The organism is Dapis brunnea BLCC-M229 (genome assembly GCF_050015995.1).
In the GTDB taxonomy this organism is placed as follows: domain Bacteria; phylum Cyanobacteriota; class Cyanobacteriia; order Cyanobacteriales; family Microcoleaceae; genus Trichodesmium.
Map to the genome: position 1 here is coordinate 1 of NZ_JBNHEP010000058.1, position 24,597 is coordinate 24,597.

The following is a 24,597-nucleotide window of genomic DNA, read 5'->3' on the forward strand; positions in this document are numbered from 1 at the left end:
AAGATTCGGATGTGCGACTTGAAGCGGTGCGACAAATAGCTACTGGTTGGAAAAATGAACCGGGAATGTTTGAATTGTTTTATCACACCGCCCTCAATGACCCCTTTCAACGTGAATATAAGTATCAAGACAACCCTCGACAAGTTGCACTAGAAGCAATAGTCAAACAATATCCAGACCATCCGCAAACTCTCCCACTATTACAAGACAGAGCAGAAAACGACCCAGACGAACAACTACGGGAGTGGGCAAAAGAGAAATTGCAGCGCTCACACGGATTATGGCACGGATATACGGATGAAGCGGATTAAGTTTTGTAGATTGGGTTGAGGTACGTAGCAAGATCCCGCAGGGTAACCCAACATATTCTTGTACCTGTTGGGTTTCACTGTCGTACCGCTACGCAGAAGCAAGCTACAACCAAACCTACATGAGTAGCGATCGCTACTCTCGCTCTCTTTTCCATAAATTGATGTTTTATTCATCTATTGTCCAATAGTACATAGTATAGTATAGACTTCTTGCAGAAGTCAGGGAATAGGGAATAGGGAATAGGTATGGAGGGAGATGAAATTGTTGATTTTAGATCTTGAATTGATATAATTAAAACTTTTGCAAGAGGTCTTATGTTGTATTACATTTTATTGAGGTGTGTTGTGCTGACGCTTTTCATTAGCAAAAACACACCCTACTCCTAAACTTAACCAAAGTTCTAGAAGCAATAGTCAAATATTACCCAGACCATCCGCAAACCATTCCACTATTATAGCGCTACGCATTAAGGTTAGGACATTTATACATCCTGAAACCCTTTGACACTTTACTATTCCCTATTCCCTATTCCCGATTCAAGTAGCGCTATACAAGACAGAGCAGCAAACGACCCAGACGAACAACTGCGGGAGTGGGCAAAAAAGAAATTGCAGAGATTAGAAAATAGGAATGCTCATTAGCAGGACTTACGCAAAATATCAAATTATACACCATCTGTAGTGGCGATTCGCGAATTGCTCCTACTAGATATGGTGGTTATGCGTAAGTCCTGATTAGATTGAAAAGCAGAACGTAACGCACCATTATCTTAACGGTGCGTCATAACTCAAATGCGAGTAAGTTTTGTAGTAGCGTGTCTAGACTAAAATTGTGGGTTAGGAGCGAGCAACGAGCGAAGACCTCTCCCCCAACCCCTCTCCTGCTTTTGAGAGGGGTGAAATTCCCCCCAACGCTAGCAGGGAAGGGGGTTGGGGGGTTAGGTTTTTACGCCTCACATTTTCAAGTTTGACACGCTAGTAGGTTAGGTTAACAAAGGAAACCCAACAACAAAATTGCTCCCGTTGGGTTTCGCTATCGCTCTACCCAACCTACAGTAGTAAAAGCTGATAGCTGAATGCTGAATGCTTAAAGCTATATCAGACAGTTGAACTACATTTTTTCATATATTCCCAACCACGCTGGGGGGAAACGCGATCGCGTCCAATAGTCCTAGCAATCCATTCTGCCACTTTTGGCCCAGTCCATGTGGCTTGGTCTTGAGGTGGACTTTTTAGTGCTATGCGTAATTGTTCTTGTTGTTCTGGAGTCAGTAAAGCATGAGAAGGGTAAAATTTCCGGGTTTTCCGTCGATTTAAAATTGCATCCGGTCCTTTTTGATTGTAACTTTTTACTATATCCTTGGCATAATCATAGTTAAGACCCAAAGCTTGAGCTGCTTCTTTGATAGTCCACTTTTGAGACACTAACCAGAGCAGGTGCCAGCGTCGAGATTCGACTCTATCTCTAATTTGGAGATAGCGAGTTTTGATTTCTGCTTCGCTCAGGTGGGATTTGAGATAGGCTTTTTTAGGCATCTTTTTCTACTTTAATCAGGGGTATGAAATATAAATAGTTCAACTCTGGAAAGCAATAAGACTAAGTTTCGCTAGCACTAGCGATCGCTTTCCTCAATGTAGATGACCCTGTAAAGTCCCAATCAACCGTTACAACTTAAGATTATTTCTTATCTGCAGTAATGTTGTTTACGGTTTTATGGTTTAGATGTTTATACTATAACACCTTATCACATCTGTGTAAATACATTAAGTTTAATATTTAGAATTCAGTTTAATTTATCGGCTTATTTATATTCAGTTGACAAAATCTTTACCGAATCTTTACAAATGTTAGCTATAATTATGCTAATCAAATCTTTATAGAGAAATTTACCTATAAATTTAGTCGAGCAGAAAAAAACGATCGCTCCTTTCGACTATCTGAGAAATACCTCTTTACTATGAATACTTCAACTCAAAAATCTTATTATCAAGTCGGTGGTTGTCTTCCTAGAAATGCACCTAATTATGTTAAGCGACGAGCAGATGAAGATTTCTATGAAGGTCTTAAAGCTGGTGAGTTTTGTTATGTTCTTAATTCTCGTCAAATGGGAAAGTCTAGTTTGCAAGTTATGACAATTCAAAGATTACAAGAAGAGGGTATTTATTGTGTGGCGATCGATATTTCAGAAATTGGTAATCGAGGGGTAACTCCTGAACAGTGGTATGCGGGTATTCTGCGGATATTAGAAAATAATTTTAATCTATCAGAATATGTGAATATTCGTACTTGGTGGCGGGAAAGAGATTATTTGGCTCCTGTGCAAAGATTAAGTGAGTTTATTGAAACGGTATTACTGGCACAAATTAATCGCAATATTGTGATTTTTATTGATGAAATTGATAGTATTCTGGCTTTAGATTTTACCGTGGATGATTTTTTAGGTTTTATCCGCGCTTGTTACAACAAACGTGCTAATAATCAAGAGTATAATCGTCTAACTTTTGCTTTGTTAGGAGTTAGTACGCCTCAAGATTTATGTCAGGATAAAAGTAGTACACCTTTTAATATTGGAAGAGCGATTGAACTGACTGGTTTTCAATTAGATGAAGCTTTACCATTGATGGATGGATTAGTCGGAATTTGTCAAGAACCAGAAGCAGTTTTAAAAGAGGTTTTAGGTTGGACTGGAGGGCAACCATTTTTAACTCAAAAGGTTTGTAAACTATTAATTGAAAATGGAGAGTTAATAGTTAATTCTGTAGAGGGAGTAGCAGGAATTGTGAGGTCGAAAATTCTTGATAATTGGGAAACACAGGATGTGCCAGAACATTTGAAGACTATTCGCGATCGAATTTTGAGAAAGGATGAACGAATAGTCAGAAGATTGGGATTATATCAGGAAACTTTACAGAATAATTTGAATGGAATAGTAGCAGATGGTAGTCCCGAACAGATGGAACTTAGGTTATCTGGATTAGTAGCTAAACGAGATAGTAAGTTAATAGTTGCTAATCCAATATATGCTGAAGTTTTTCATCAAGACATGATTCTTGAAGAATTGGAAAAATTGCCTCCATATTCGGAAGCAATCAAAGCATGGTTCAGTTCTAATTGTGAAGATAAATCCTATTTATTGCAAGGTAAAAATTTACAATCTGCTTTAGTTTGGGCAGCAGGAAAAAGTTTAAGGAATCAAGATTTCCAATTTTTGACTACTAGCCAAAAATTAGTATTAGATGCTCAGACAGAAGCTTTAGAATTAACAAAAATAGAAACTCAAAAAGCTCAAGCGGAAGTAGTCAAAGCACAACAAAAAGCTAAACGTTGGATTAAAATAGGTTCGACTATTTTCGGGATATCTTTAATTTTCTCAATAGGTTTTTCACTATTAGCTCATCAAAGATTTAAACTAGCACAATCTAGTAGAGAAATTGAACAAACTGGCACTGATGCTTTGTTATTAGCCATCAAAAAGTCGGCAACAAATCAGGCATTGTTAGAAGCTTTACCCAAAGCTATATCTGCCGGACAAAGATTAAAATCTTTAGTAAATAACAATACTCCTCTAGCAGAATATCCTGCGACTCGACCAATATTAGCTTTACAAATGATTCTCGATAAACTTGACGAACAAGAACAATTTAAAGATAGTGTACTTCAGAAAAGAAAAATTATTCTGCAAGGTCATCAGGGTGCAGTTACCAGTGTAAAATTTAGCCGGAATCGAAAATTTTTAGCTTCAGCAGGAGTAGATGGGAAAGTAATTATTTGGAATTTGTCAGGCAAAAAAATTACAGAGTGGCAAACAGAACAAAAATCAGTTAATAGTCTAATTTTTCATCCTGATGGTAAATATTTAGCAACTGCTGGTAGTAACGGTACGGTAAAAATATGGAGTCTATTGGAAAAAACTTTAGGGAAAAAATTATATGTATTAGAAATATCTCAAACCGAAGTTAATAGTATTAGCTTTAGTGTTGATGGTAAATATTTGGCAACTGCTGGCATAGATCTTCCTGTGCAAATTTGGAACCTATCATCATCGCCCATAACTATATCCTCTAATGAAATTTTGAATGATAATGGTTTGATTAGAAGTGTTCGTTTTAGTCCTAATGGAAATTTTCTAGCAACATTAGATGGCAAATCTACTATTAGGTTGTGGAATATATCTGACAATAAATTCAAAACCCTAGATGTGGAAGCTATTAGTATGAACTTTAGCATCAATAAACCTCAGACATTACTAACCGCAACATCAAATGGAGTAGTAGAATTGTGGCAGATTTATACAGGTAGATTAGTAAATAATTTTCAAAGTTTACATTTAGATACTAAGCTAGTTAATTTTAGTCCTGACGGAGAGTTAATAGCTACTGTTGGAATTGATAGTATTGTGCGACTTTGGAATTTATCGGGGCGACAGATTAGCCAATTTGAATTTTCCGAAAATGTGATTGATATAGCCTTTAGTTCAGATGGAAAAAAAATTGCTGTAGCTGATAGTAATGGTCAACTTTGGTTAAGGTCTGTGGAAGATTTAGATCAACTTTTGAGTAAAGGTTGTAGATTTTTAGCAGAAAGACCAAACTATTTTATGAGAGTAGGAGAATTTTGTCAGAACATTAGGGAGTAGGGAGTCGGGGAGTCGGGGAGTCGGGGAGTCGGGGAGTCGGGAGTCGGGGAATAGTAAACAAAATAATAATTGATATTAAGAGACTGTTTGTCAAAGTAAGTAAGTGCTTATGCAAAATTAATTAGGGCTTGCTGATTAAATTTAAAAGCATTTACATATAAAGGTTTGAGCTTTTTTAGGTCTTAAAAAAGTACCTAGTTTTCAGCTATTTATTGCTCAAAAAGTTAGTATTTTGGGCAAGAGTTGAGACAAAAAAATTACTCCCCTACTCCCCTACTCTCCCCGCTTCCCTACTCCTTAAAAAAAGACTTTTGAGCGCAAACCCTAATTACACATTTTATTCTACATCTCCAATATTATCCATAAATTATCAATTCTTTCTCCCTATTGCCTGTTTCCAGTTAAGTGTTCCCTCTCTCAATTAGGAAATTCCTAAAAGCACGACTACTTATTAAGATAGTAAATAATAAGTAAAGTCTCAAAGCAGTAGTACTTCAAGGCATTGAAATCTGTTAGACATAGAGGTGTTTGGCACATATATTCCTAGATTTTTAAGTGACAAATAGTTGTCTTGATTTCCTCATCCTTATTCCCTGTTCCCTATCTCCTTTTTATATTTCTTTTGCAAACAATCTATAAATCCCGAATAATTAGCAAAAATGTTATTAGGCTAGTTTTAATTACTTAATAACTGAAGTGTTATAGCAATCCTATTTCAGTTGTAATATTTTGGTGGTAGTTAGGAGTCAGGAGTCAGGATTCAGAATTTTCAAGGTTTTCCGTTAATATTAACTGTTATAAAAATTTTCACAAATCATTTAGGATGGCTATATAAAATTTTTAAAAAGAATGTTACGAATAGTAAGGGCGATAAAAAGATTTTACAGCAAATAGCCCTTTGATAAAAAAGATGATTTACGAACTAAAAAATGGTTTCAATACCATTCATTCTGACTCCTAACTTCTGACTGCTGACTCCTAAAAATTCTCCTAGATATTTGTAGCAAACATTTATCAAATTGGTATTACAGAAGTATAGCATCACTTTTAGGAATTGGTATTAAGATGTCTGCAATACAAGGATTTGATTATAGTAGTCAATATCTGTATCTGGAAATAGATGCTTAAAAATAGCTTCTCAAACTCATTTTAGACAGCTATTTATATCATTTTTATCTTTGATTTTAATATTTATTCCTTCTTATACCAAGCGTAAAAAAAGAATATTACGAATAATCAGAGCAATAAAAATACTTTTTAATTCTAAATTCTTAATTCAATAAATAGTAATAGGTGGTAAATTTGGTTGAGGATTAACAACTCTTCTCAATAATTCTTGTTGAGCTTGTTGAGGATTTTGACCACGAGGAACTTGATATAATAACCGACAAGAACCACCTATAGCAGCACAAATAATAGGTTGTCCGTTTTTAGATATACTAACAGTAATATTTCGATATCCATTTCGTTGTTGAGTAGATAAAATTCCAGATACTCTAGTACATCTAGTAAGAGCATCTTCTCCTGATTGAGCAAAATAATTGTTAGCACCCCAGAGAATAATCGGAATATTCTTGCCTTGTTTATTAGCAATTGTAGCTGGAGTTGCGCCAATTTTACCGCAGAAAAAATTAGGAGTTTGAGCCTTAGCAGAAAGGTTACTGATAGGGAAATTTAAAAATCCAATTACCGTAGCAGTAACAATAGAAGTTAATGATAAAATTTTCATGGACTATAATCTACATATATAACACTACTGATATTTTATAAACTTATATATACTTCTTGACGCTCAGTAATGGAATTTAAGCAAAAAGTTAGGTAAGTATATTTGGGAAATCCTGGAAATTCTGATTGTAAATAGTTTTTGTATATTTATCATTTCCGATTAATTAATTAGTTGGCTTGCTTATATCCCTAATCAAACTTATTATCTACCTTAACTTCGGTTAAGGGTAAACCGAGAATATTTTTCTCAACTTATCAAATTTATACTAAAAACTCTTGCCCTACAAACAGAGTTACTAATTCTCTACTCTTAATCTAGAAGAAAAAAAGAAATACTGAGGTTAAATTTATTATACCAAGCGCGATAAATGTTTTTTACAAATGGTAGGGACGTTGCATACAACGTCCGTAGGGAAGAGAGAAAAAGGAAGACTGAAGTTGGAATAAATATTGAAGAAAAAAAGGGAAAATGATAAATATAGCTTTCTCAAATAAATTGTAGAAGCTCTTTTTGACTATCTCCGATCCAGACGCACCTTTTTGTAGCATTTTTTTTTCAAACTGGTATCACTCATCAGTTAACTATTAATTCTTTCAATGTTGAGTTTAAGAGACTGTTTATCAACTAAATATTAAAGCTTGAATACCGCCATACAAAAGAAAAGAAGTCAGAAATCAGAAGTGTGTTAGCTCCGCATTCCGCAAGAAAGTAAGAAGTGAAAATTAATGGGAGATTGTTACTCGCCAATAATTTTAAACCGCTAAAATAAATTATAAAATTCAATTTATAGCTGGGGTCTTAAAACCTATTTCTCAGTCTAGAAGTAGAAAGTCTTAACCGAAAATTATAATAGAAAAAACTTCTGACTTCTGACTTCCTATTTTTGACTTTGAGTACAGGAATAACTTAAACTTTCTATATTTATGGTAATCAAATTTCAATAAGCATAAGATAAACTAATCATTTAATCAGTTATACTTAATCCTTGCTTGAATTAAATTTCAGTTAAATATATCTGAGAAATCTTCAAGACTAATATCTATTTCTTAGTTTTGATTTTCAAATTAAGGGAAAATTTCACTTACTTAAGCTATAATTACTAAATTATTAAGTTAAATTGGGTAAAAATTATATATAAATAAAATCAGAAAAATACTTAAGAGTGGACTTAAAAAAAAAGACTTGACAAAAGTTATAACTTTTGTTACAAAAATGTTAAAAATTTATATAGTAAGAGGATTTTAGATTGTGAAAGTAGCCATTGTTGGTTTTGGATTTAGTGCCGAGAAAGGTCATATTCCAGCCTACAGAGATCGTTCTGATATTCATCTCACAGCAGTAGTAGATCCTGTAACAGCGAGACGTGCAGCAGCACTACGACAATACCAAAACATCCGAGTTTATGAGACATTCGATGACTTACTAGAAGAATATTCTGATGAAATAGATATAGTTGATATTTGCTTACCTAATGCTTTTCATATGGAAAATGTTAAACGAGCATTAGCAGCAGATAAGCACGTCTTATGCGAGAAACCATTAGTTTTAAATAAAGCTGAATATTATGAATTAGTAGAAATAGCAAATCAACGAAAACGTATTTTATATCCATGTCATAATTACAAATTTGCTCCAGCAATAGTTCACGCTGCCTACTTAATCAATTCGGGTGAAATAGGGCAACCTTTATTTGCATCTTTTAACATATTTGGTGCAGGTTTTCAAACTGGCGTACCTCAGTGGCAACCAGACTGGCGAAAAAATAAAGAACTCTCTGGTGGAGGTATTATGATCGACCATGGTTTAGATGCAATTTCTGTTGCTCAAACTTTATTTGGTGGTTCTCCCCAACGCATATCTGCCCATACTAGAAGTCTCAATCAAACAGAGGGTCAACTAGAAGATTTAGCTGTTTTTTGTTTAGATTGGGAGGGCAAATTAATTAATATTAGTTTAAGCTCTTTAGGTTCAATACCAAAAGCTTATTATAGAATTCAGGGCACAGAAGGGGAAATTAGTATCGAGAATAACGATATATTTTTGAGTGTGAAAGATCGACCAGTTCAACATATTTTTGTACCTACATATTTTGACGATCCTGGTCATGCAAATTGGTTTAATGGATTGATTGATAATTTACTAGATTGTATTAATACTGGAAATACTGAACCATTCCCATTAATGGAAGCTGGTTTAGTTCTAGATCTACTTGAAAAAGCCAATCATTCTAGTAATAATGGAGGTAGTTGGATGGGACTAGAATTTACTGCTAAGTCGTTACAAATGGTCTAGTTAATTTCTAACTAAGTGCTAGAACTAGGTATCGGATAAAACCTCTTCATTAATGGATAATGGATAATGGATAATTACCTTTGGTTAAAACCGCAACGGAATTGAATATAAGAAAATATTCTAGCACTTTTCTCTTGGTCGATTGGAGGCTAGCGAGGTTTTCTCGCCATACCTCGACCCCTTTTTCCCCTATGGTGGGAGGCTTTTAACCAAGGTATTTAATTAATAATTATTAATTATTCGGTAATTATTTTTTGATCGGCAATTTATCAACCTGGTTCTAGGTACTTTTTCCAATCTATAATGCTTTCCCGCGCATTGCTGAGGCAAACGCGCAGGCAACAGGCAATAGAGGGAATAAAAAACCGATCGGATAATACTTTATAGAAATTATGAGTCCAACAAGTTTTATAGATATACTAGCTCGTACTGCTGTAGGATTAAAAATATAGGCTTTCTCAAATTGGCGAGATACATAAGTTTGAGATTTTAGGGCTAACTACTGAAGTTAAATAATTGGAAAAATTTGGATAAATATCAAGGAATCATCAGAACAAATTGATTGTCTGATATAATACCAACAAGTCAAAAAAAGAAGCTAATTTCATTCTCTTCTCAAAGAATTTATATCATTCCTAACCAGTTGAAATGAAATCTTTAACTGAGCAATCTAAAAGTTAATAAGTAGAGCGTGGTAAATTTTGTGCGTTATGTATCAAATTGTAAATTAGCTTAAAAGTCAGTTATATCATTCTTTTGAAGCATTTTGTGACTAAATATGCAACGTCTTTTTTTTAGCTTGGTCTACTTAATAAACAAAAAACAATACTCCCTCAAAACGCTGGTTTTACACATCATACTTATAATTGAGAGTCTATTATTTATACCAACAATTTATTGTACAAACCGGGTTGATGTCCCTAAGTCCTATAATATTAAAGCCCCTATAATATTGGTTGAGGTAAGTTGAGTAGAAAAGATTTTTTTTACTTATATAATTTAGTCTAAGATTTGATTATTAGTTTGTCAGTCTTTCTATACTTTCTAATATTTATTTATTCCTCAATTATAAATCCTAAAACAACCTTTAAATCAAGTGCCAAATTAAAGAATGGAGTCAGGTATATCTTCCCTACCTACCTTCTGAAATATTCCTCAATCGTCTCAATTAGGGGTTCAGCAGTGGGAAATCTTCCAGTCAAAATTACATAATTATGTTATCCCCAAAATTTCCTAAATCTAACCGTTCACCTTTATTATTCTTAAGTGAACGAATTATGGCATTACTAATTCTTGCCAACGTAATTTTAGTAATATTTGATGTTACCTATATACAATTTCGCGATCTGTATCTGAAAGCAGATTTAAACTTACAAAAACTTACTGATACTCCCCAAGAAAAATATCTGCAAAAAGTAGATAAGCTAGAAGAAGAATTAGCAGAAAATGGTTTAAATTCATCAAACATAGAAAATTTATTAGAAGATTTGCGGCTTAGTAGTATCCAAATATTTATTAATCGCCCTCCATTTCGAGTCATAGATGACTATGGTGCTTTAGCGAAAATTAAGCAAAGATTTACGACTCATCTTGGCAGAGAAAGTTTTTCACAAGCAATACAAGTATTCTGGCAAGAAGATTATTTAGAAGCACAGAGTTGGCAAAGTCAGTTAGATTTTTTCAATGAACAAATCCGCCCTTTAATGTTATTGTATGAACCTCAAATATGGTACGATTTAATTAAGGGAATAGAGCCATTCCGAGATTCACAAGATTATATGATCGCAGTTAATGAACTGAGAATACTGCTGGAAAAACAAGGTCTAGAAGCAGCAGAAATAGAACCCTTACTCAAAAATTTGCGTAACAGTAGTACCGAATTAATTGATAGAGATTATTATTTCCAGATAGTTAATCAAGTTATAGTTTTAACTCAAATCAAATACCAGATTAAGGAACATATTTATAGCCAGACTATAGACAGTAATATTGATATTTATTTAACTCCCACCCTCCAATTTTTACAATCATTAAACTGGCTTCAATATTTAGCACCAGATATTTTGTGGGCAGATAAATCATCAAAAGCAGCATTTAATATATTCTGGAGTCGCCAACATCTAGAAACATATCAATGGGAACGAGAGTTAGATTTTTTTGATAAAAATATTAAGTTTTTGATGCAGTCCTATTACTTCCGTAATTTAGATAAAAATGGGAAATTTGTAGATAGATTTTGGTTAGTAGACTTGCCTTGGATGGCTATATTTTGGATAGAGTTTCTACTACGTCTTTTAGTAATTATTCGTAGTCGTAATTTAACTTTATGGGGTGCTATTAAACAGCGTTGGTATGATGTTTTTTTATTGCAACCGTGGCTACCTGAACTACGAATGATTACTGCTTTTATTCGTTTAGACAAAGTTAAATTACCAAACATGGAACAGTTATATACTGATATTCGCTTCAAGTTAATTCGTAGTTTTGCTAAAGAAATAACTCAAGTTGTAGTCAGTGGAGGTATTGAGAAGCTACAAAAGAATGTGAGTAAAGGTTTTCTAAAAAAAGCTATTTTTGAGTCAAAAAGTAAGCCCGATCGAGTTTATGCAGAAAAAAATGATTCAGGCAAAATTCAAGAAATTATTAACCGTTTATTCCAAGTAACTGCTTGTCAAGTTCTTCCAGAAATTCATAAAGACCTTGAAGATTTTTTGCATTATCAAGTTGAAAAATCTATGCAGCAGTTATCTATATATCGAGGCTTGCAAAAAATACCTTTTATTCGTCGCTTACCAGATCAAATTGTTAATAATTTAGTAACACAAATATCTAGTACAATTACTACAGCTCCCCAAAAAGCCTATCAAAATGATACACCACCAGATCCAGTAAGTATCAAGCTTAGACAACAGTTAGTAGAACACTTTAGCAGTAAGTTAGTCTCAGAATTACAGGAAAAACAAACTTTTGATGAAATAGAAATTTTAATTATTGATTGGCTTGAAGAAGTTAAAAATAGTTATGTTAAACCTAGTTTAAAATATTCTGAATCAACTATTCCTAAAATTATACCTACAACAGTAATGGAGTTAAAAGCTGAAGATGGGAGTAAAGAGAATGATTAATTATAAATAGGGTAGGTTGAGTGTCTAGGTTAAATTTGTGAGTAAAACCCAACGCTCCGAATCCCCCCTACTGCTTGGAAAGGGGGGAGAGATAGGTATGTATTTTATAAAATTTACCTACATTTTAAAGCTAGACAAGCTAGTAGGTTGAGGAACGAAACCCAACACTATAATCACTAAAATTACCAAAAAAAAGAATTATAATTAATATTATGTCCGGTTGAATAGTTATAATTAAAGCTTGTAGTAGGGCTTTAGCCCTAATACCAATTACCAAAAGTAATGCTATAATTCAGCTATACTTCAAAACCTCAATAATTACTAAGATTTAAAGTCTTTTTTTGACAATTATTAGTCGGTTAATAATTATTTTTCCTACTTTTAACCTCCCCCCCACGTCCCACACTCCGCACACTTCCCTACCCGATCGGGTGTAGCATTCTTTTTGAGAAATGGTATAAGATAGATATTTCTGGGGCTAGAGCAATTCTACCCGTGAAGTCAAAATTCCTCTCTATACAGAAGATAATATTATTGAAGTTTGGTTGGTAGATATTAATGACCAATGTGTGGAGGTATATAGACAACTTATTGCCAGTCGTTACGAACAAGTGCAAAAATTACAGCGGGGTCAAAATTTATCTATTCAAAGGTTTCCGAGTATTAATATTCAAGTGGATGAAATATATTGTATTGAGTTGGGTTGCGCTGTCACTTAACCCAACCTACTGGCGCGTCAAACTTGAAAATGTGGGTTAAAAAACCTAACCCCCCAACCCCCTTCCCTACTAGCGTTGGGGAGTATCTCTCCCCTCTCATTGCAGGAGAGGGGTTGGGGGAGAGGTCTTCGCTCGTTGCTCGCTCAAATACCCACAATTTTAATCTAGACACGCTACTACGGCATTATAAATAATTATCTGAAAATAATCAGGACTTACCCACGAGGTAGGAAAAACTAGGATTTGAGATTGCTTCCCTGTCGGTCGCAATTACGAAAATACATTGTACTGCGTAAGTCCTAATAATATTACTCCTTTGACACTTTCCCTGCTTCTAATCTATTCAACGAATTAATATGACTCTTCATTTGGGTTAAATATTTTTCCAATAACAAATAATCTCTAGACTTAAGTAAAGGATAGTTTTTATTAGTAACAACCTGCTCTAAAGACAAAACCCGAAAGTTTAATTTCCCATTTTTCCGATAACGATGTACCCATGTCGGTAAAGCTTCCACGGCAGAAATTTCAATCGTTTCTTCTGGAAAACTTTTCTGAATATTAACTTGAAAAATTACTCCCAAATCAGTATATTTTCTAGTCTGATTGGAAATAAAATTCCCCATAGAATAAATCGCAACTGCCTGACGAGTATCCCCATTTTCTTCAGTAATTTTAAAAATTTTATAAGGTTGAACTACATGAGGATGACTACCCAAAATAATATCTGCTCCCCCATTAACCAAACTTTCTACTAATTGTTTTTGTTGAGTATTAGGTAGACGTTGATATTCTGCACCAAAATGTAGAGAAACTGTAACAAGATCTGCCCCTTGTTGTCTTGCTTTACTAATATCTTGAATAATTTTTTGTTCGTCAATTAAATTTACCAGATAATCTTTCCCTTCAGGAATAGGAATGCCATTAGTGCCGTAAGTGTAAGCTAAAAAAGCTATCAAAATTTCATTCTTTTCCACCATTAAAATTTCTTGAGATTCAGCTAAAGAAGCTGCCGTACCCACTGGATAAATGTCGCGATCGCGCAAATTTTCTAAAGTTTTCAAGACACCTTTTTCTCTTCTATCCAAAGAATGATTATTCGCAGTAGTTAAAATATTAAAACCTGCCCATTTAATAGCATCAGCTAATGTTGCTGGAGCATTAAATAAAGGATATCCTGTATATCCAGATTCAGGTCCAGCTAAAGTTGTTTCTAGATTCCCAATCACCCAATCACCAGCAGACAAAATATCCTTTACTTCCGTGAAAAAACTCTGATAAGAATAACTCTTAGTTTGAGAATTATAACCCGATTTGATTTGCATACCGTGCATCATAATATCTCCAACAGCAATTAATTTTGCTTCCGTAAAATAAGGAGTTGGTAGAGGTAATTGAATTGATTCTACAGGCAAAATTCCTGGTGTTTTTTCTGCTTTACTTTCAGGAAATATATTGCAACCAGAAATAAATAGTATTGCACTAAAACAAATGAATTTGAAGATAGGGAATAGGGAATAGGGAATAGGGAATAGGGGGAAGATACTATTATTTTTCATTATATTGGTGGCTCAACAGGTTTCTTAATACTTATTTTACCGAAACAATTAAACAATTAAATAATTAGATAATTCAGGTTTAAAGCCTCCCCTTTCAAGGAGAAAAAGCGGTCGTTTGCGGAGCAGTCCGTTAGGATGGGATGGCGAGGTCTCCTCGCTTGCCTCCAATCGACCAAGAGAGCGGTCGTTTGCGGAGCAGTCCGTTAGGATGGGATGGCGAGGTCTCCTCGCCATATCCAATCTCCCCTTGAGAAATAAATTTTTTCCTTTTAGTCAATCCTCTCCCTTTTAGGGAGAGGTAATTATCCATTATCCATTATTGAAAAACAGTCTCTTATATCATGTCTCATTGATTATCCGAACATGATATTATTCAATAGTTTTTTTTATCAAAAAAATACTTTATTTATCAAAATAATTTTACCTAAAAATTGTGGTCTAAAGTCTCCCTTTTTAAAGGGATAAAAAAAGAGACTATTCCTTATGTCAAGTCTCCTTATTGCAGAGGTACTGATAACTGATAACTGATAACTGATAACTGATAACTGAAACGACTCCTGACTCCTGACTTCTCCCTAATTATTTCTAATTAGAATTGTTATTTATACTAGCAACTAAACCAGTTGCTGCTGCCATATCTAGGGGTTTAGAAAATAAATAACCCTGACCATATTCACACCTTAAAGCTTGAAGCTGAATCACTTGCTCTGAAGTTTCTACCCCCTCAGCAACAACATCTATACCTAAATTGTGAGACAAAGTAATAATTGAACGGATAATTTCTGTTGGCTCAATTGAACCCTCACTTACCAAATTAACAATACCTATTCTATTGACAAAAGAACGGTCAATTTTTAAAGTATTCATTGGAAAACGGTGTAGATAACTCAAAGAAGAATATCCCGTACCAAAATCATCAATACATAACTGAATATTCCGCGCCCTTAACTGAGACATTTTTTCTGTGACAGACTCATTATTTTCAATCAAAGCACTTTCGGTAATTTCCAGTTTTAAACTTCTAGCATCAAGCTGAGTTTCTAAAAGAATTTTGTCTATTTGATCGATTAAATCTGTTTGAGCAAACTGCTTTACAGAAAGATTAACACTCATTTTCAACGGATAATTATTCGGCCATTGATTTTGCCATTGACGTAACTGGAAGCAAGCTTTTCTTAACACCCATAAACCAAGAGGTATAATTAACCCTGTTTCCTCAGCAAGAGGAATAAATTCACTAGGAGAAATTAAACCAAGTTCTGGATGCTGCCAACGTACCAGTGCTTCAAAACCAATAATTTGATTTGTTGTAAGGGAAACAATTGGTTGATAGTTAAGCAGAAACTCAGATTGCTCAGTAAGTGATTGGTTCTCAAGATTTTTAAGAGCGCGTTGTAAATTATTCTCCAACTTTAAACGTTTTAGAAGTTGAGTGTGCATAGAAGTACAAAAAATTTGATGAGACCCTCTACCTAAATCTTTGGCAGAGTGCATAGCTATTTCTGCATCTCGCAAAATATGTTCTGCAGCTCTAATACTCGTGGAACTGGAGCTAATACTTGTGGAACTCAGAGCAATACCAATACTAGCAGTAAGAAATACCTCATTTTCATCTAAAATAATTGGTAAAGTTAGTTGTTGGTGGATACGATTAGCAACAGAGGTAGCATCCCTAACTGCAGAAATATCTTCTAGCAAAATTACAAATTCATCTGCACCAAGACGAGCAACCGTATCTCCATTACGCAGCAATCCTTTTAGTTTCTTGGCGATCGTGATTATCAGTTCGTCTCCTATACGATGACCAAGACTATCATTCACAACTTTAAATCGGTCAATATCTATAAATAGCACTGCAAACAAAAAGTTTTTTCGGCGTTCAGCATATTTAATTGTTTGCTGCAAACGATCCATAAACAGAGTACGGTTAGGGAGATTAGTCAGTAGATCGTGGAGTGCATCATGTTTCCACTGTGCTTCAGTTCGCTTACGCTGAGTAATATCGTGACTGTTGATAATGATACCTCCAACTGCTGGATCGTGTAAAAGATTAGTTACAACACCTTCAAAGAAGCACCAATAACCAGAACGATGCTTAACTCGATACTCAATAGGTGATTGACTTATACCAGGGTTTTCAATTGCTTTGTTGATAGTGTAAGTAATGAGTAACAAATCATCAACGTGAATTAGCTCGAAGATACTGTTACCCACAGATTTTTCTGGTATATATCCCAAAATTTTCCTTACTGATGGACTGACATAACTAGAAATTCCATGAGCATCAATAATCAAGATCAAATCCGTAGCATTTTCAATCAGAGCGCGAAACCTCCGTTCATTCTCTAGCAAGGCTTTTTCTGCTTGTTTGCGCTGAGTAATATTACGCAGAATCGCAATCATCGCTACAAGCTGTTGTTGACTAGCAATAGCAGTTTCTTCTGCTTGCTTACACTTTGTAATATCTGTCTTTGTTCCCATCATCCTAAATGCTTTTCCTTGACTATCTCTAATAGCAACTCCACGACAGAAAAACCATCGGTAACTGCCATCTTTATGTTGTATCCTATGTTCCATTTCATATTTCGGTGTTAATCCTGCCAAGTGATAATTTTTTGCTGTCATCATCTGTTCTCGGTCTTCTGGATGAACTAGCTGACTCCAATCATCTATGTGGTTTCTAATTTCCCAATCTTCAAAACCAAGCATTGCCTTCAATATAGGGTCAAGGTAAATTTCGTTAGTTTGTAAATCCCACTCCCAGATTCCTACATGACCTGCTTCAATAGCAAGTGCATAACGTTCCTGACTTTGGCGTAGTTCCTGTTCTACTCGCTTGCGTTCTGCTATTTCTGTTTGTGCTTGTTCATATAACTCAGCTTGGTGGATAGCAATAGCACAGCGATCGGCAATTGATTTCAATAAAGATAGTTCATCCTCACTCCATTGTCTTTCCAGATCGCATTGATGTAGAATAATTCCGCCTAGATAAGTATCCTGATACAACAACGGTGTAATTAAAACCGATATTACTTGACACTTGTTAATAATATTTTTCACTTCTGGGAGTATGGTTGTATCCAGTTTACTAATTTTTACCTGTTCTCCTCTAGCTAGTGATTCAGAATAATAGTGATGAACTTGGTAACAGAAACATACTTGATTGCTACATTTAACTGTTATTTTACTGAAATGGCAAAGCTTAATGTTATTTTGACAGTCTGGTCTCACAATGAAACAACGACTAACTTGCAAAACTTCATGTAACTGCTCAATAGTTTTTTGTAAGACGTCATCAAGCAATAAAGTATTTCGCATTCCCTGGACAATGCGATTAATAATTACTTCTTGTTTAGCTTGTTGTTGTAATTTTTGAATCGCTAATTGCTGTTCTTTTTTTAATCTAGACTCAGCGATCGCCCGCTCTAAAATAATTGATAAAGTAAATAATCTATTTTTTAAAAGATAATCATTAACTCCAGCCTTTAAAATTGACAAAGCTTCCTTTTCTTGTAATTCGTTTGTAATTAGAATTACAGGAATTTCTTGTCCTGATTGTTGTAGTAATCTCAGTACGTCAAAGATATCAAAATCAACTAAATGATAATCTGATAATATTGCATCATATACATTATCTTTAAGCAATTGTCGGTAATCTAGATCACTCTCCGCAATATCATAAGTAAACTTTATACCATCAGAATTTAATACACTTAGGATAAGCTCTACATCTTCCATCATATCTTCCACAATTAGCAAATGTAGTTCCTTGCTGGCTTCTGGTATAATTTGATGCTTTGCCTGTGTTAGCTCTGCCATATAAAAGCAACTTAATAAAATTAGCTGAGTTTATCATTGCTATTATAATCTATCTTTGATTGACAGTATGACATCAAATATTGGAAATATCCTGACATCAGTAGTTGTGGAGAGTTAAATATGCGGAGTTACATACAATTAATTATGGTTTTGGCACAAGACATAGCATTTTTTTGGCAAATCGTAAAGGTGGCAAAAATATTCGATTGTTTTTATTTCTCATTATTGGTTTTATAAGTCCCATAGTGTAGCAATATTTTGATAAGCTTAATATAATCAATATCGTTAGTGGTAAAGAAGTAATGATAAGCAGTAGAGAACAGGGAATAGTTCTAATATCCTTGATCCTTACTATTTGAGGACTACCTAATTATGTATAGCATTTTAGCTATAGTTTAGATTGATAAAATCTGGGATTAAACATCTAATTTGAAAAATTATTACTGACAAAAAAAGAACAAAAACATGAAATTCAAGAGAATCATTATCATAATTATTATTAGCAATCTACTCAATATAAATACAACAAATATCAGGAATTTTATTGTTAGACTCGCAACCATTATTCCACTAATAACACCAAAAATTGCTATTGGAGCGACAGAATCAGAAATTAACAAAATCGCAGCAGAAATTACAGTTAGAATTGACGGACAAAATAGAAGTGGTTCAGGAGTAATTGTGGAAAAACAAGGAGACACATATTATGTACTCACCAACTGGCACGTTGTTAATAAAGTAGGAGATTACCAAGTACGCACACCTGATGGAAAAATGCACCCAGTTTACTATACCCTAATCAAACAAGTGCCAAATGTAGACTTAGCGATCGTACCGTTTAGCAGTTCTCAAAACTACCCCATTGTGGAAACAGGAGACCCAACTCAGTTAGTTCCCGGAACAAACGTATTTGTCGGGGGATGGCCTCGTTCTGGCAGCAACATCAAGCAACGAATTTTTCTCAGTACCCCAGGAGTGGTGACAGGTCGTCAGCAACCTGTTGCTGGTTATAGTTTACTCTATGATAATTTAGTCAGAGCAGGGATGAGTGGCGGACCAGTGCTAGATACAGAAGGTCGCTTAGTAGCTATTAACGGTATTGTCAAATTACAAGAAAACTCTGATGTCATTGTCTCAGGAGGTATTGAAATTAATACTTTTTGGAACTGGCGACAACGGGTTTCATTGCCAATTGTTTCCCAAGTACCTCAAACTATTCAAACCCCAGTAACTCCAACAGAAACAACAAATTCTGTTTCTACAACTACTTCCACCGAAGAAAACGGAACCGAAACTGCTGTCAACTTTACTCTCGCAAAAGCAATTACTGATGAAATTAGTGGCATAGTTAATTCTATAGTTGCTCTAAATGCTTACATCGTTATGGGTAGCAGTAACGGTATGATTTCAGTGTGGGATACTCAGAATGGGGAAATTATAGCTACCTGGAAAGCGCATCCAGAGTCAGTAAACTCAGTCGCAGTGACTCCTGATGAACAATTCGTTATCAGTGGTAGTGATGATAAAACTATCAAAATATGGAAACTACCCAAAAATAAAAATATTACTGATATTAGCCTGGTGCGAACTCTTACAGGACATACTGATGTGGTAGATGGAGTAGCGATCGCTCCCAACGGTCAAATTTTAGCAAGTGGCAGTTGGGATGGAACCATTAAAATTTGGAATTTGGGTAGTGGGGAATTGCTCCAAACCTTAGAAGGACATTCTGAGATAATCAATGCGATCGCAATTAGTCCAGATGGGCAATTTTTAGCTAGTGGTAGTAAAGATAATCAGATTAAATTGTGGAATTTACCAACAGGTCAGCTAGTTCGTACTATCAATACTAATTCTCTCTCAACTTTATCTGTAATTTTCAGTCCTGATAGTCAGATATTAGCCAGTAGTAGTAGTGATGGTATGATTAATATTTGGAACTTACAGACAGGTAAATTAATTCATAGTTTAAAAGAACATATAGATGGAGTTTGGTCAATAATTATTACTCCTAATGGCAAAACTTTAATTAGTGGTAGTTGGGATAAAACAATCAAATTTTGGGAATTAAGTACAGGTAAATTAAAAGGAAGTTTAAGCGGACACAACAGTTATATTAGTTCAGTAGCAATTAGTCCTAATGGGCAAACAATAGTTAGTGGTGGTTGGGACCGGAAGATTAATATTTGGAAAGTTCCTTAATTTCGGCAAAAACCAAGTTGAGGAACTTAGAGAATATAAGATAATTCCTGATTTTTACGGATAATTTTTATTGTGGTAAAATCAAAATACTTAAGTTATACTTTTTTGTAGATGGCATTTTAAATAATTGATAATTGATAATGAATAATTGATAACTATCTCTCCCTAAAACGGATTGGATTGACGCGGTAGGGAAAATTTTTTCTTCTCTTGGTCGATTGGATATGGTGCAATTCGGAGCGGCTCTGAAAGAGCGGGAGACCTCGCCATCCCATCCTAGGTCATGCTCCGCTTTCCGACCGCTTGTTTCTCCTTACTCATGAGAGGCTTTTTACCTTAATTATTCAGTAAAAACTGTCTACTAAATAGTTAGACGCAAATCAATCTAACTATGTAACAAGTTCATTAATGGATAATGGATAATTAATAATTACCTCGGGTTTTAACCGAGAGGATTGAATATAAGGAATATTTTCTTTTCTCTTGGTCGATTGGATATGGTTAGGTAACCCATCCATCCCATCCTGACGGAATGCTCCGCTTTCCGACCGCTTTTTCCCCTATCCAAGGGGAGGCTTCAAAGCGTGAATTATTTAATTATTAATTCTTGAATTACCTATTTTTAACAAGATATATCGCCAGCAAAAACCCTTTAAATTGCTTCCTTACACTCTGTGATAATCACAATTACATAGTGATATAGCGCTACGCGCAAGTTAAAAGTCATGCATTCAAAAGTCAAAAATAATCCCTGACTAAGTTTAAGCATTTATAAGTTTCCTAACCATAATGCGTAGTGCTATATTTAATTAGGTTGCTCTACTTAAAAACTCTTTATCAGAATCATATTTGTACACGAATAGAGGCAAATATAAGATTCCGTAATTCAAAATCTGAGAGTATTTCAGGAGGAATAATTGATGAAAAAAGCCTCTAGGTACTGGATTATATCTTTGCTATTAGGCTTAATTATTTTGTTAGGATTACCAAGTCCTAGCTATGCCGATAGTCAATCTATTACTACCAAAACAATCCATGTTTTAAATCGTCTCAGTTTTGGTCCTAGACCAGGAGATATAGGACGAGTTCAATCTATGGGAATTGATAATTATATTCAATCTCAACTGAGACCAGAAACTATTAGAGAATCTCCTCAACTAACACAGAGAATGGCTAAGTTAACTAACTTCTACTTAGCTCCCACAGAATTATATAAAAAAACTGTCCCTCCACTCAAAAAAGGAGCTAAAGACTTTACTCAAAAACAACGAATACAAATGAACAAAAGTACCAGAAATGTTTTACGAGAATCAGAAAATGTACGTTTACTTAATGCGATATTTAGCAACAAACAACTACAAGAAGTAATGGTAGATTTTTGGTTTAACCACTTCAATATTTCTGTAGATAAAGGTAACTTAACTCGCCTCTTGGTAGGTACTTACGAAAGAGACGCTATTCGACCTAATGCACTTGGTAATTTTCGTAATTTATTAGGAGCAATAGCCCATCATCCAGCCATGTTATTTTATTTAGATAATTGGCTTAATACTGCTCCTGGTAGTCAAGGTGTCCGTGGCAGATTTAAAGGCTTAAATGAAAACTATGCCCGTGAACTTATGGAGCTTCATACTATCGGAATAAATGGAGGCTATACACAACAAGATATAATAACTTTAGCAAGAATTTTTACAGGTTGGGGAATACAACGTCGTGGTGGAGATGGTACTGGATTTAAGTTCGATTCAAATCGCCATGATTATAGTGACAAAATATTTCTAGGAGTACCGATTAAAGGTAGTGGAATAGAAGAAGGAGAAAAAGCCTTAGATATTCTCGCGAGCCATCCATCTACTGCCCGTTTTATTAGTTATAAATTAGCTCAATATTTTGTTGCCGATACACCTCCTGGTAGCTTAGTTAATAAACTCGCTAAAAGTTTTCAAGAAACTAATGGCAACATTCGTTATGTGTTAGAAACTTTATTTAATAGTCCTGAATTCTGGAATGAAAAATATTATGGTAGCAAATTTAAAACCCCTTATCAATATATTATTTCTACTACTAGAGCAACGGGCACCGAAAAACCAAGATTTGGCAGAATTAAAAGAATTTTAGACCAATTAGGAATGAAGCTTTATGGCTGTAAAACTCCTGACGGCTATAAAAATACTCAAGAAGCATGGTTAAATCCCGATGCCATGATGCGTCGAATTAGCTTTGCTACAATTATATCTCGTGGTCAACTAAACCAAGGGAAACCAAGACGGATAAATCATCAGCAACTTAGGGCAACTTTAGGAAATAATTTTTCTGCCCAAACTCAAGCCGTAATTGGCAATAGTCCAGGTAATTTACAAGCAGCCTTAATTTTAGGTAGTCCAGAAATGATGGGAAAATAAATTAATGGATAATTGATAATGGATAATTGATAATGAAAGAGTTTTTTAAATCTCTAATCTATCTAACTCTCTCAGGACTTACACATAACCACCATATATAGTAGGGTTTAACGGCCGTTAAACCCTACAGATGGCGTATAATTTCATTTTTTGCGTAATATTATGTTCGGATGATTAGTGATAAAAAAGTATATTGTTTGTAGTAGGGCTTTAGCCCTATCTATACTTGGGGCTAAAGCCCTACTACTAGCTTTAATTATAACTATTTAACCGGACATGATATAAGTCCGGTCTCTAATGCTCTAATTATCCATTAATGAAAGCCTTTCCTATTGCTCGTGAGGTATACATATCGTGGGCAAGATTCCCCCACTACAATAAGTTTACCATTCAAACTGTAACTTATAGGAGGTGCTAATAACTGATAACTGATAACTGATAACTGATTTAGGAGGCAGTATGAAAAGACGTAAATTTTTACAATTAACAAGTTTATTATCTGCTTCAGGAATTATCTCTGTTGGCAGTCATGGTTGGGTAGCAAAAGGATTAGCTCAAACCAATAATCGTAAACGATTAATAGTTGTTTTTCTCCGAGGAGGAGTCGATGGATTAAATGTAGTTATTCCCCATCAAGAAGACGTTTATTATGATGTACGACCAAAAATAGCAATTCCCGCCCCAGGAGAAGAAAACGGAGCAATAAATTTAGACGGTCAATTTGGTTTGCATCCTGCTCTAGCAAGTATCATCCCTCTCTGGCAAAATCGTAGTTTAGCTTTTATTCACGCTTGCGGTTTAAACAACGATACTCGCTCTCATTTTGATGCCCAATATTATATGGAAACAGGTATTCCAGGTAATAAAAAAATTCCTGATGGATGGATGAACCGCCTATTAGCAAATCTCCCAAAAGATAGACCTACTCAAGCAGTTAACTTAGGAGATACACCACCCCGCATTCTCATGGGTAAAATGCCAGTTGCCAGTCTCCCCACAGGGAGAAAGTCAACCCGCGCTTTGCCAATAGATCGCCCTAGAATCTATGAAGCATTCGATCGCCTTTATAGCGGTAATGATGAACTGAGTAGGGTTTACCAAGAAGGTCGTCAGGCAAGAGATTTATTACTTGCTGACCTGGAGAAAGAAATGGAAGAAGCTTCCGGGGGCGCACCACCACCAAAAGGTTTTGCTGCTGATGCTAAAAATTTAGCTCAAATAATGGTTGGTGACTCCAGAACTCAGTTAGGATTTCTTGCTGTTGGTAATTGGGATACCCACGTTAACCAAGGTAACAGTCAAGGTGCTTTAGCAAGAAGATTAAAACCTCTGGGGGAAGGTTTAATGACTCTAGTTCAAGAATTAGGGCCGCTTTACTCAGATACCACGATTTTAGTAATGTCAGAATTTGGTCGCACAGTTAAAGAAAATGGTAATGGTGGCACCGATCATGGTCATGGTAACGTAATGTGGGTCTTGGGTGGTGGTGTGCGTGGGGGTCAGGTTTACGGACAGTGGCCGGGTTTAGATGAATCAGAATTGTTCCAAAAACGGGATTTAGCTGTGACAACGGATTTCCGCAATGTGATTTCTAGTGTTTTACAACAGCATCTTGGTTTTGAGCGATCGCAAATATCACGGGTGTTTCCTGGTTATTACTCTAATCAGAGTTTACCTTTATTGTAAGGAGAGGCAACTAGAGAAGTTAAAAAGTTCGACAGTGTAGTCTTTGTGGCTAATAGCGATCGCATCAATTATTAGGCCACTAATAGAACCACAAACAAAGCAGATGAATCTAGGTT

General features: G+C 35.0%; 11 protein-coding genes and 1 pseudogene. 8 read left to right on the plus strand and 4 right to left on the minus strand.

The genetic code is table 11. From position 1 onward, the window contains the following. Positions 1–311: HEAT repeat domain-containing protein (locus ACP6PM_RS06330; RefSeq protein ID WP_426582877.1), on the plus strand; the 311-nt coding region annotated here is incomplete at its 5' end. A 1,098-nt stretch (positions 312–1,409) separates the two neighbouring features. Here the strand turns inward: ACP6PM_RS06330 and ACP6PM_RS06335 are convergent. Next, complete coding sequence (locus ACP6PM_RS06335) at positions 1,410–1,847, minus strand: helix-turn-helix domain-containing protein (protein ID WP_426582879.1); 438 nt, start codon at positions 1,845–1,847, stop codon at positions 1,410–1,412. Between the two features lie 422 nt (positions 1,848–2,269). Here ACP6PM_RS06335 and ACP6PM_RS06340 point away from each other — a divergent pair, with 422 nt between their 5' ends. Then, positions 2,270–4,948: an AAA-like domain-containing protein gene (locus ACP6PM_RS06340; protein ID WP_426582881.1), complete on the plus strand. Its 2,679-nt coding sequence runs from the start codon at positions 2,270–2,272 to the stop codon at positions 4,946–4,948. Positions 4,949–6,224: 1,276 nt separating this feature from the next. Here ACP6PM_RS06340 and ACP6PM_RS06345 read toward each other — a convergent pair. After that, the gene (locus tag ACP6PM_RS06345; protein WP_426582883.1) at positions 6,225–6,677 is read right to left on the minus strand and encodes a COP23 domain-containing protein; all 453 of its coding nucleotides are present in this window, start codon (positions 6,675–6,677) and stop codon (positions 6,225–6,227) included. 1,248 nt (positions 6,678–7,925) lie between these two features. Here ACP6PM_RS06345 and ACP6PM_RS06350 point away from each other — a divergent pair. The 3 genes and pseudogenes from ACP6PM_RS06350 to ACP6PM_RS06360 all read left to right on the plus strand — a co-directional run. Further along, positions 7,926–8,969: a Gfo/Idh/MocA family protein gene (locus tag ACP6PM_RS06350; protein ID WP_426582885.1), complete on the plus strand. Its 1,044-nt coding sequence runs from the start codon at positions 7,926–7,928 to the stop codon at positions 8,967–8,969. A gap of 1,214 nt (positions 8,970–10,183) precedes the next feature. Next, complete coding sequence (locus ACP6PM_RS06355) at positions 10,184–12,094, plus strand: hypothetical protein (protein WP_426582887.1); 1,911 nt, start codon at positions 10,184–10,186, stop codon at positions 12,092–12,094. A 500-nt stretch (positions 12,095–12,594) separates the two neighbouring features. Then, positions 12,595–12,813: pseudogene (locus ACP6PM_RS06360) on the plus strand (Uma2 family endonuclease); the annotation flags it as partial. A gap of 308 nt (positions 12,814–13,121) precedes the next feature. On the opposite strand, the gene ACP6PM_RS06365 reads toward ACP6PM_RS06360, so the two are convergent. Continuing rightward, positions 13,122–14,372, minus strand: coding sequence for a CapA family protein (locus ACP6PM_RS06365; RefSeq protein ID WP_426582889.1), 1,251 nt, complete (start codon positions 14,370–14,372; stop codon positions 13,122–13,124). 585 nt (positions 14,373–14,957) lie between these two features. Then, a complete protein-coding gene (locus ACP6PM_RS06370) occupies positions 14,958–18,191 on the minus strand; it encodes an EAL domain-containing protein (RefSeq protein WP_426582891.1) in 3,234 nt (1,077 codons plus the stop codon). 465 nt (positions 18,192–18,656) lie between these two features. On the opposite strand from ACP6PM_RS06370, the gene ACP6PM_RS06375 reads away from it, so the two are divergent. The 3 genes from ACP6PM_RS06375 to ACP6PM_RS06385 all read left to right on the plus strand — a co-directional run bounded on the left by ACP6PM_RS06375 (position 18,657) and on the right by ACP6PM_RS06385 (position 24,481). Next, positions 18,657–20,393 carry a trypsin-like peptidase domain-containing protein gene (locus tag ACP6PM_RS06375; protein ID WP_426582893.1) on the plus strand — a complete coding sequence of 579 codons (1,737 nt, stop codon included), beginning with the start codon at positions 18,657–18,659 and terminating at the stop codon, positions 20,391–20,393. Positions 20,394–21,313: 920 nt separating this feature from the next. Beyond that, entirely contained in the window at positions 21,314–22,795 is a 1,482-nt protein-coding gene (locus ACP6PM_RS06380; RefSeq protein WP_426582895.1) for a DUF1800 domain-containing protein, read from the plus strand. A gap of 459 nt (positions 22,796–23,254) precedes the next feature. Beyond that, on the plus strand, positions 23,255–24,481 hold the full coding sequence (locus tag ACP6PM_RS06385; protein WP_426582897.1) for a DUF1501 domain-containing protein: 1,227 nt from the start codon (positions 23,255–23,257) through the stop codon (positions 24,479–24,481). Positions 24,482–24,597 lie beyond the last annotated feature (116 nt).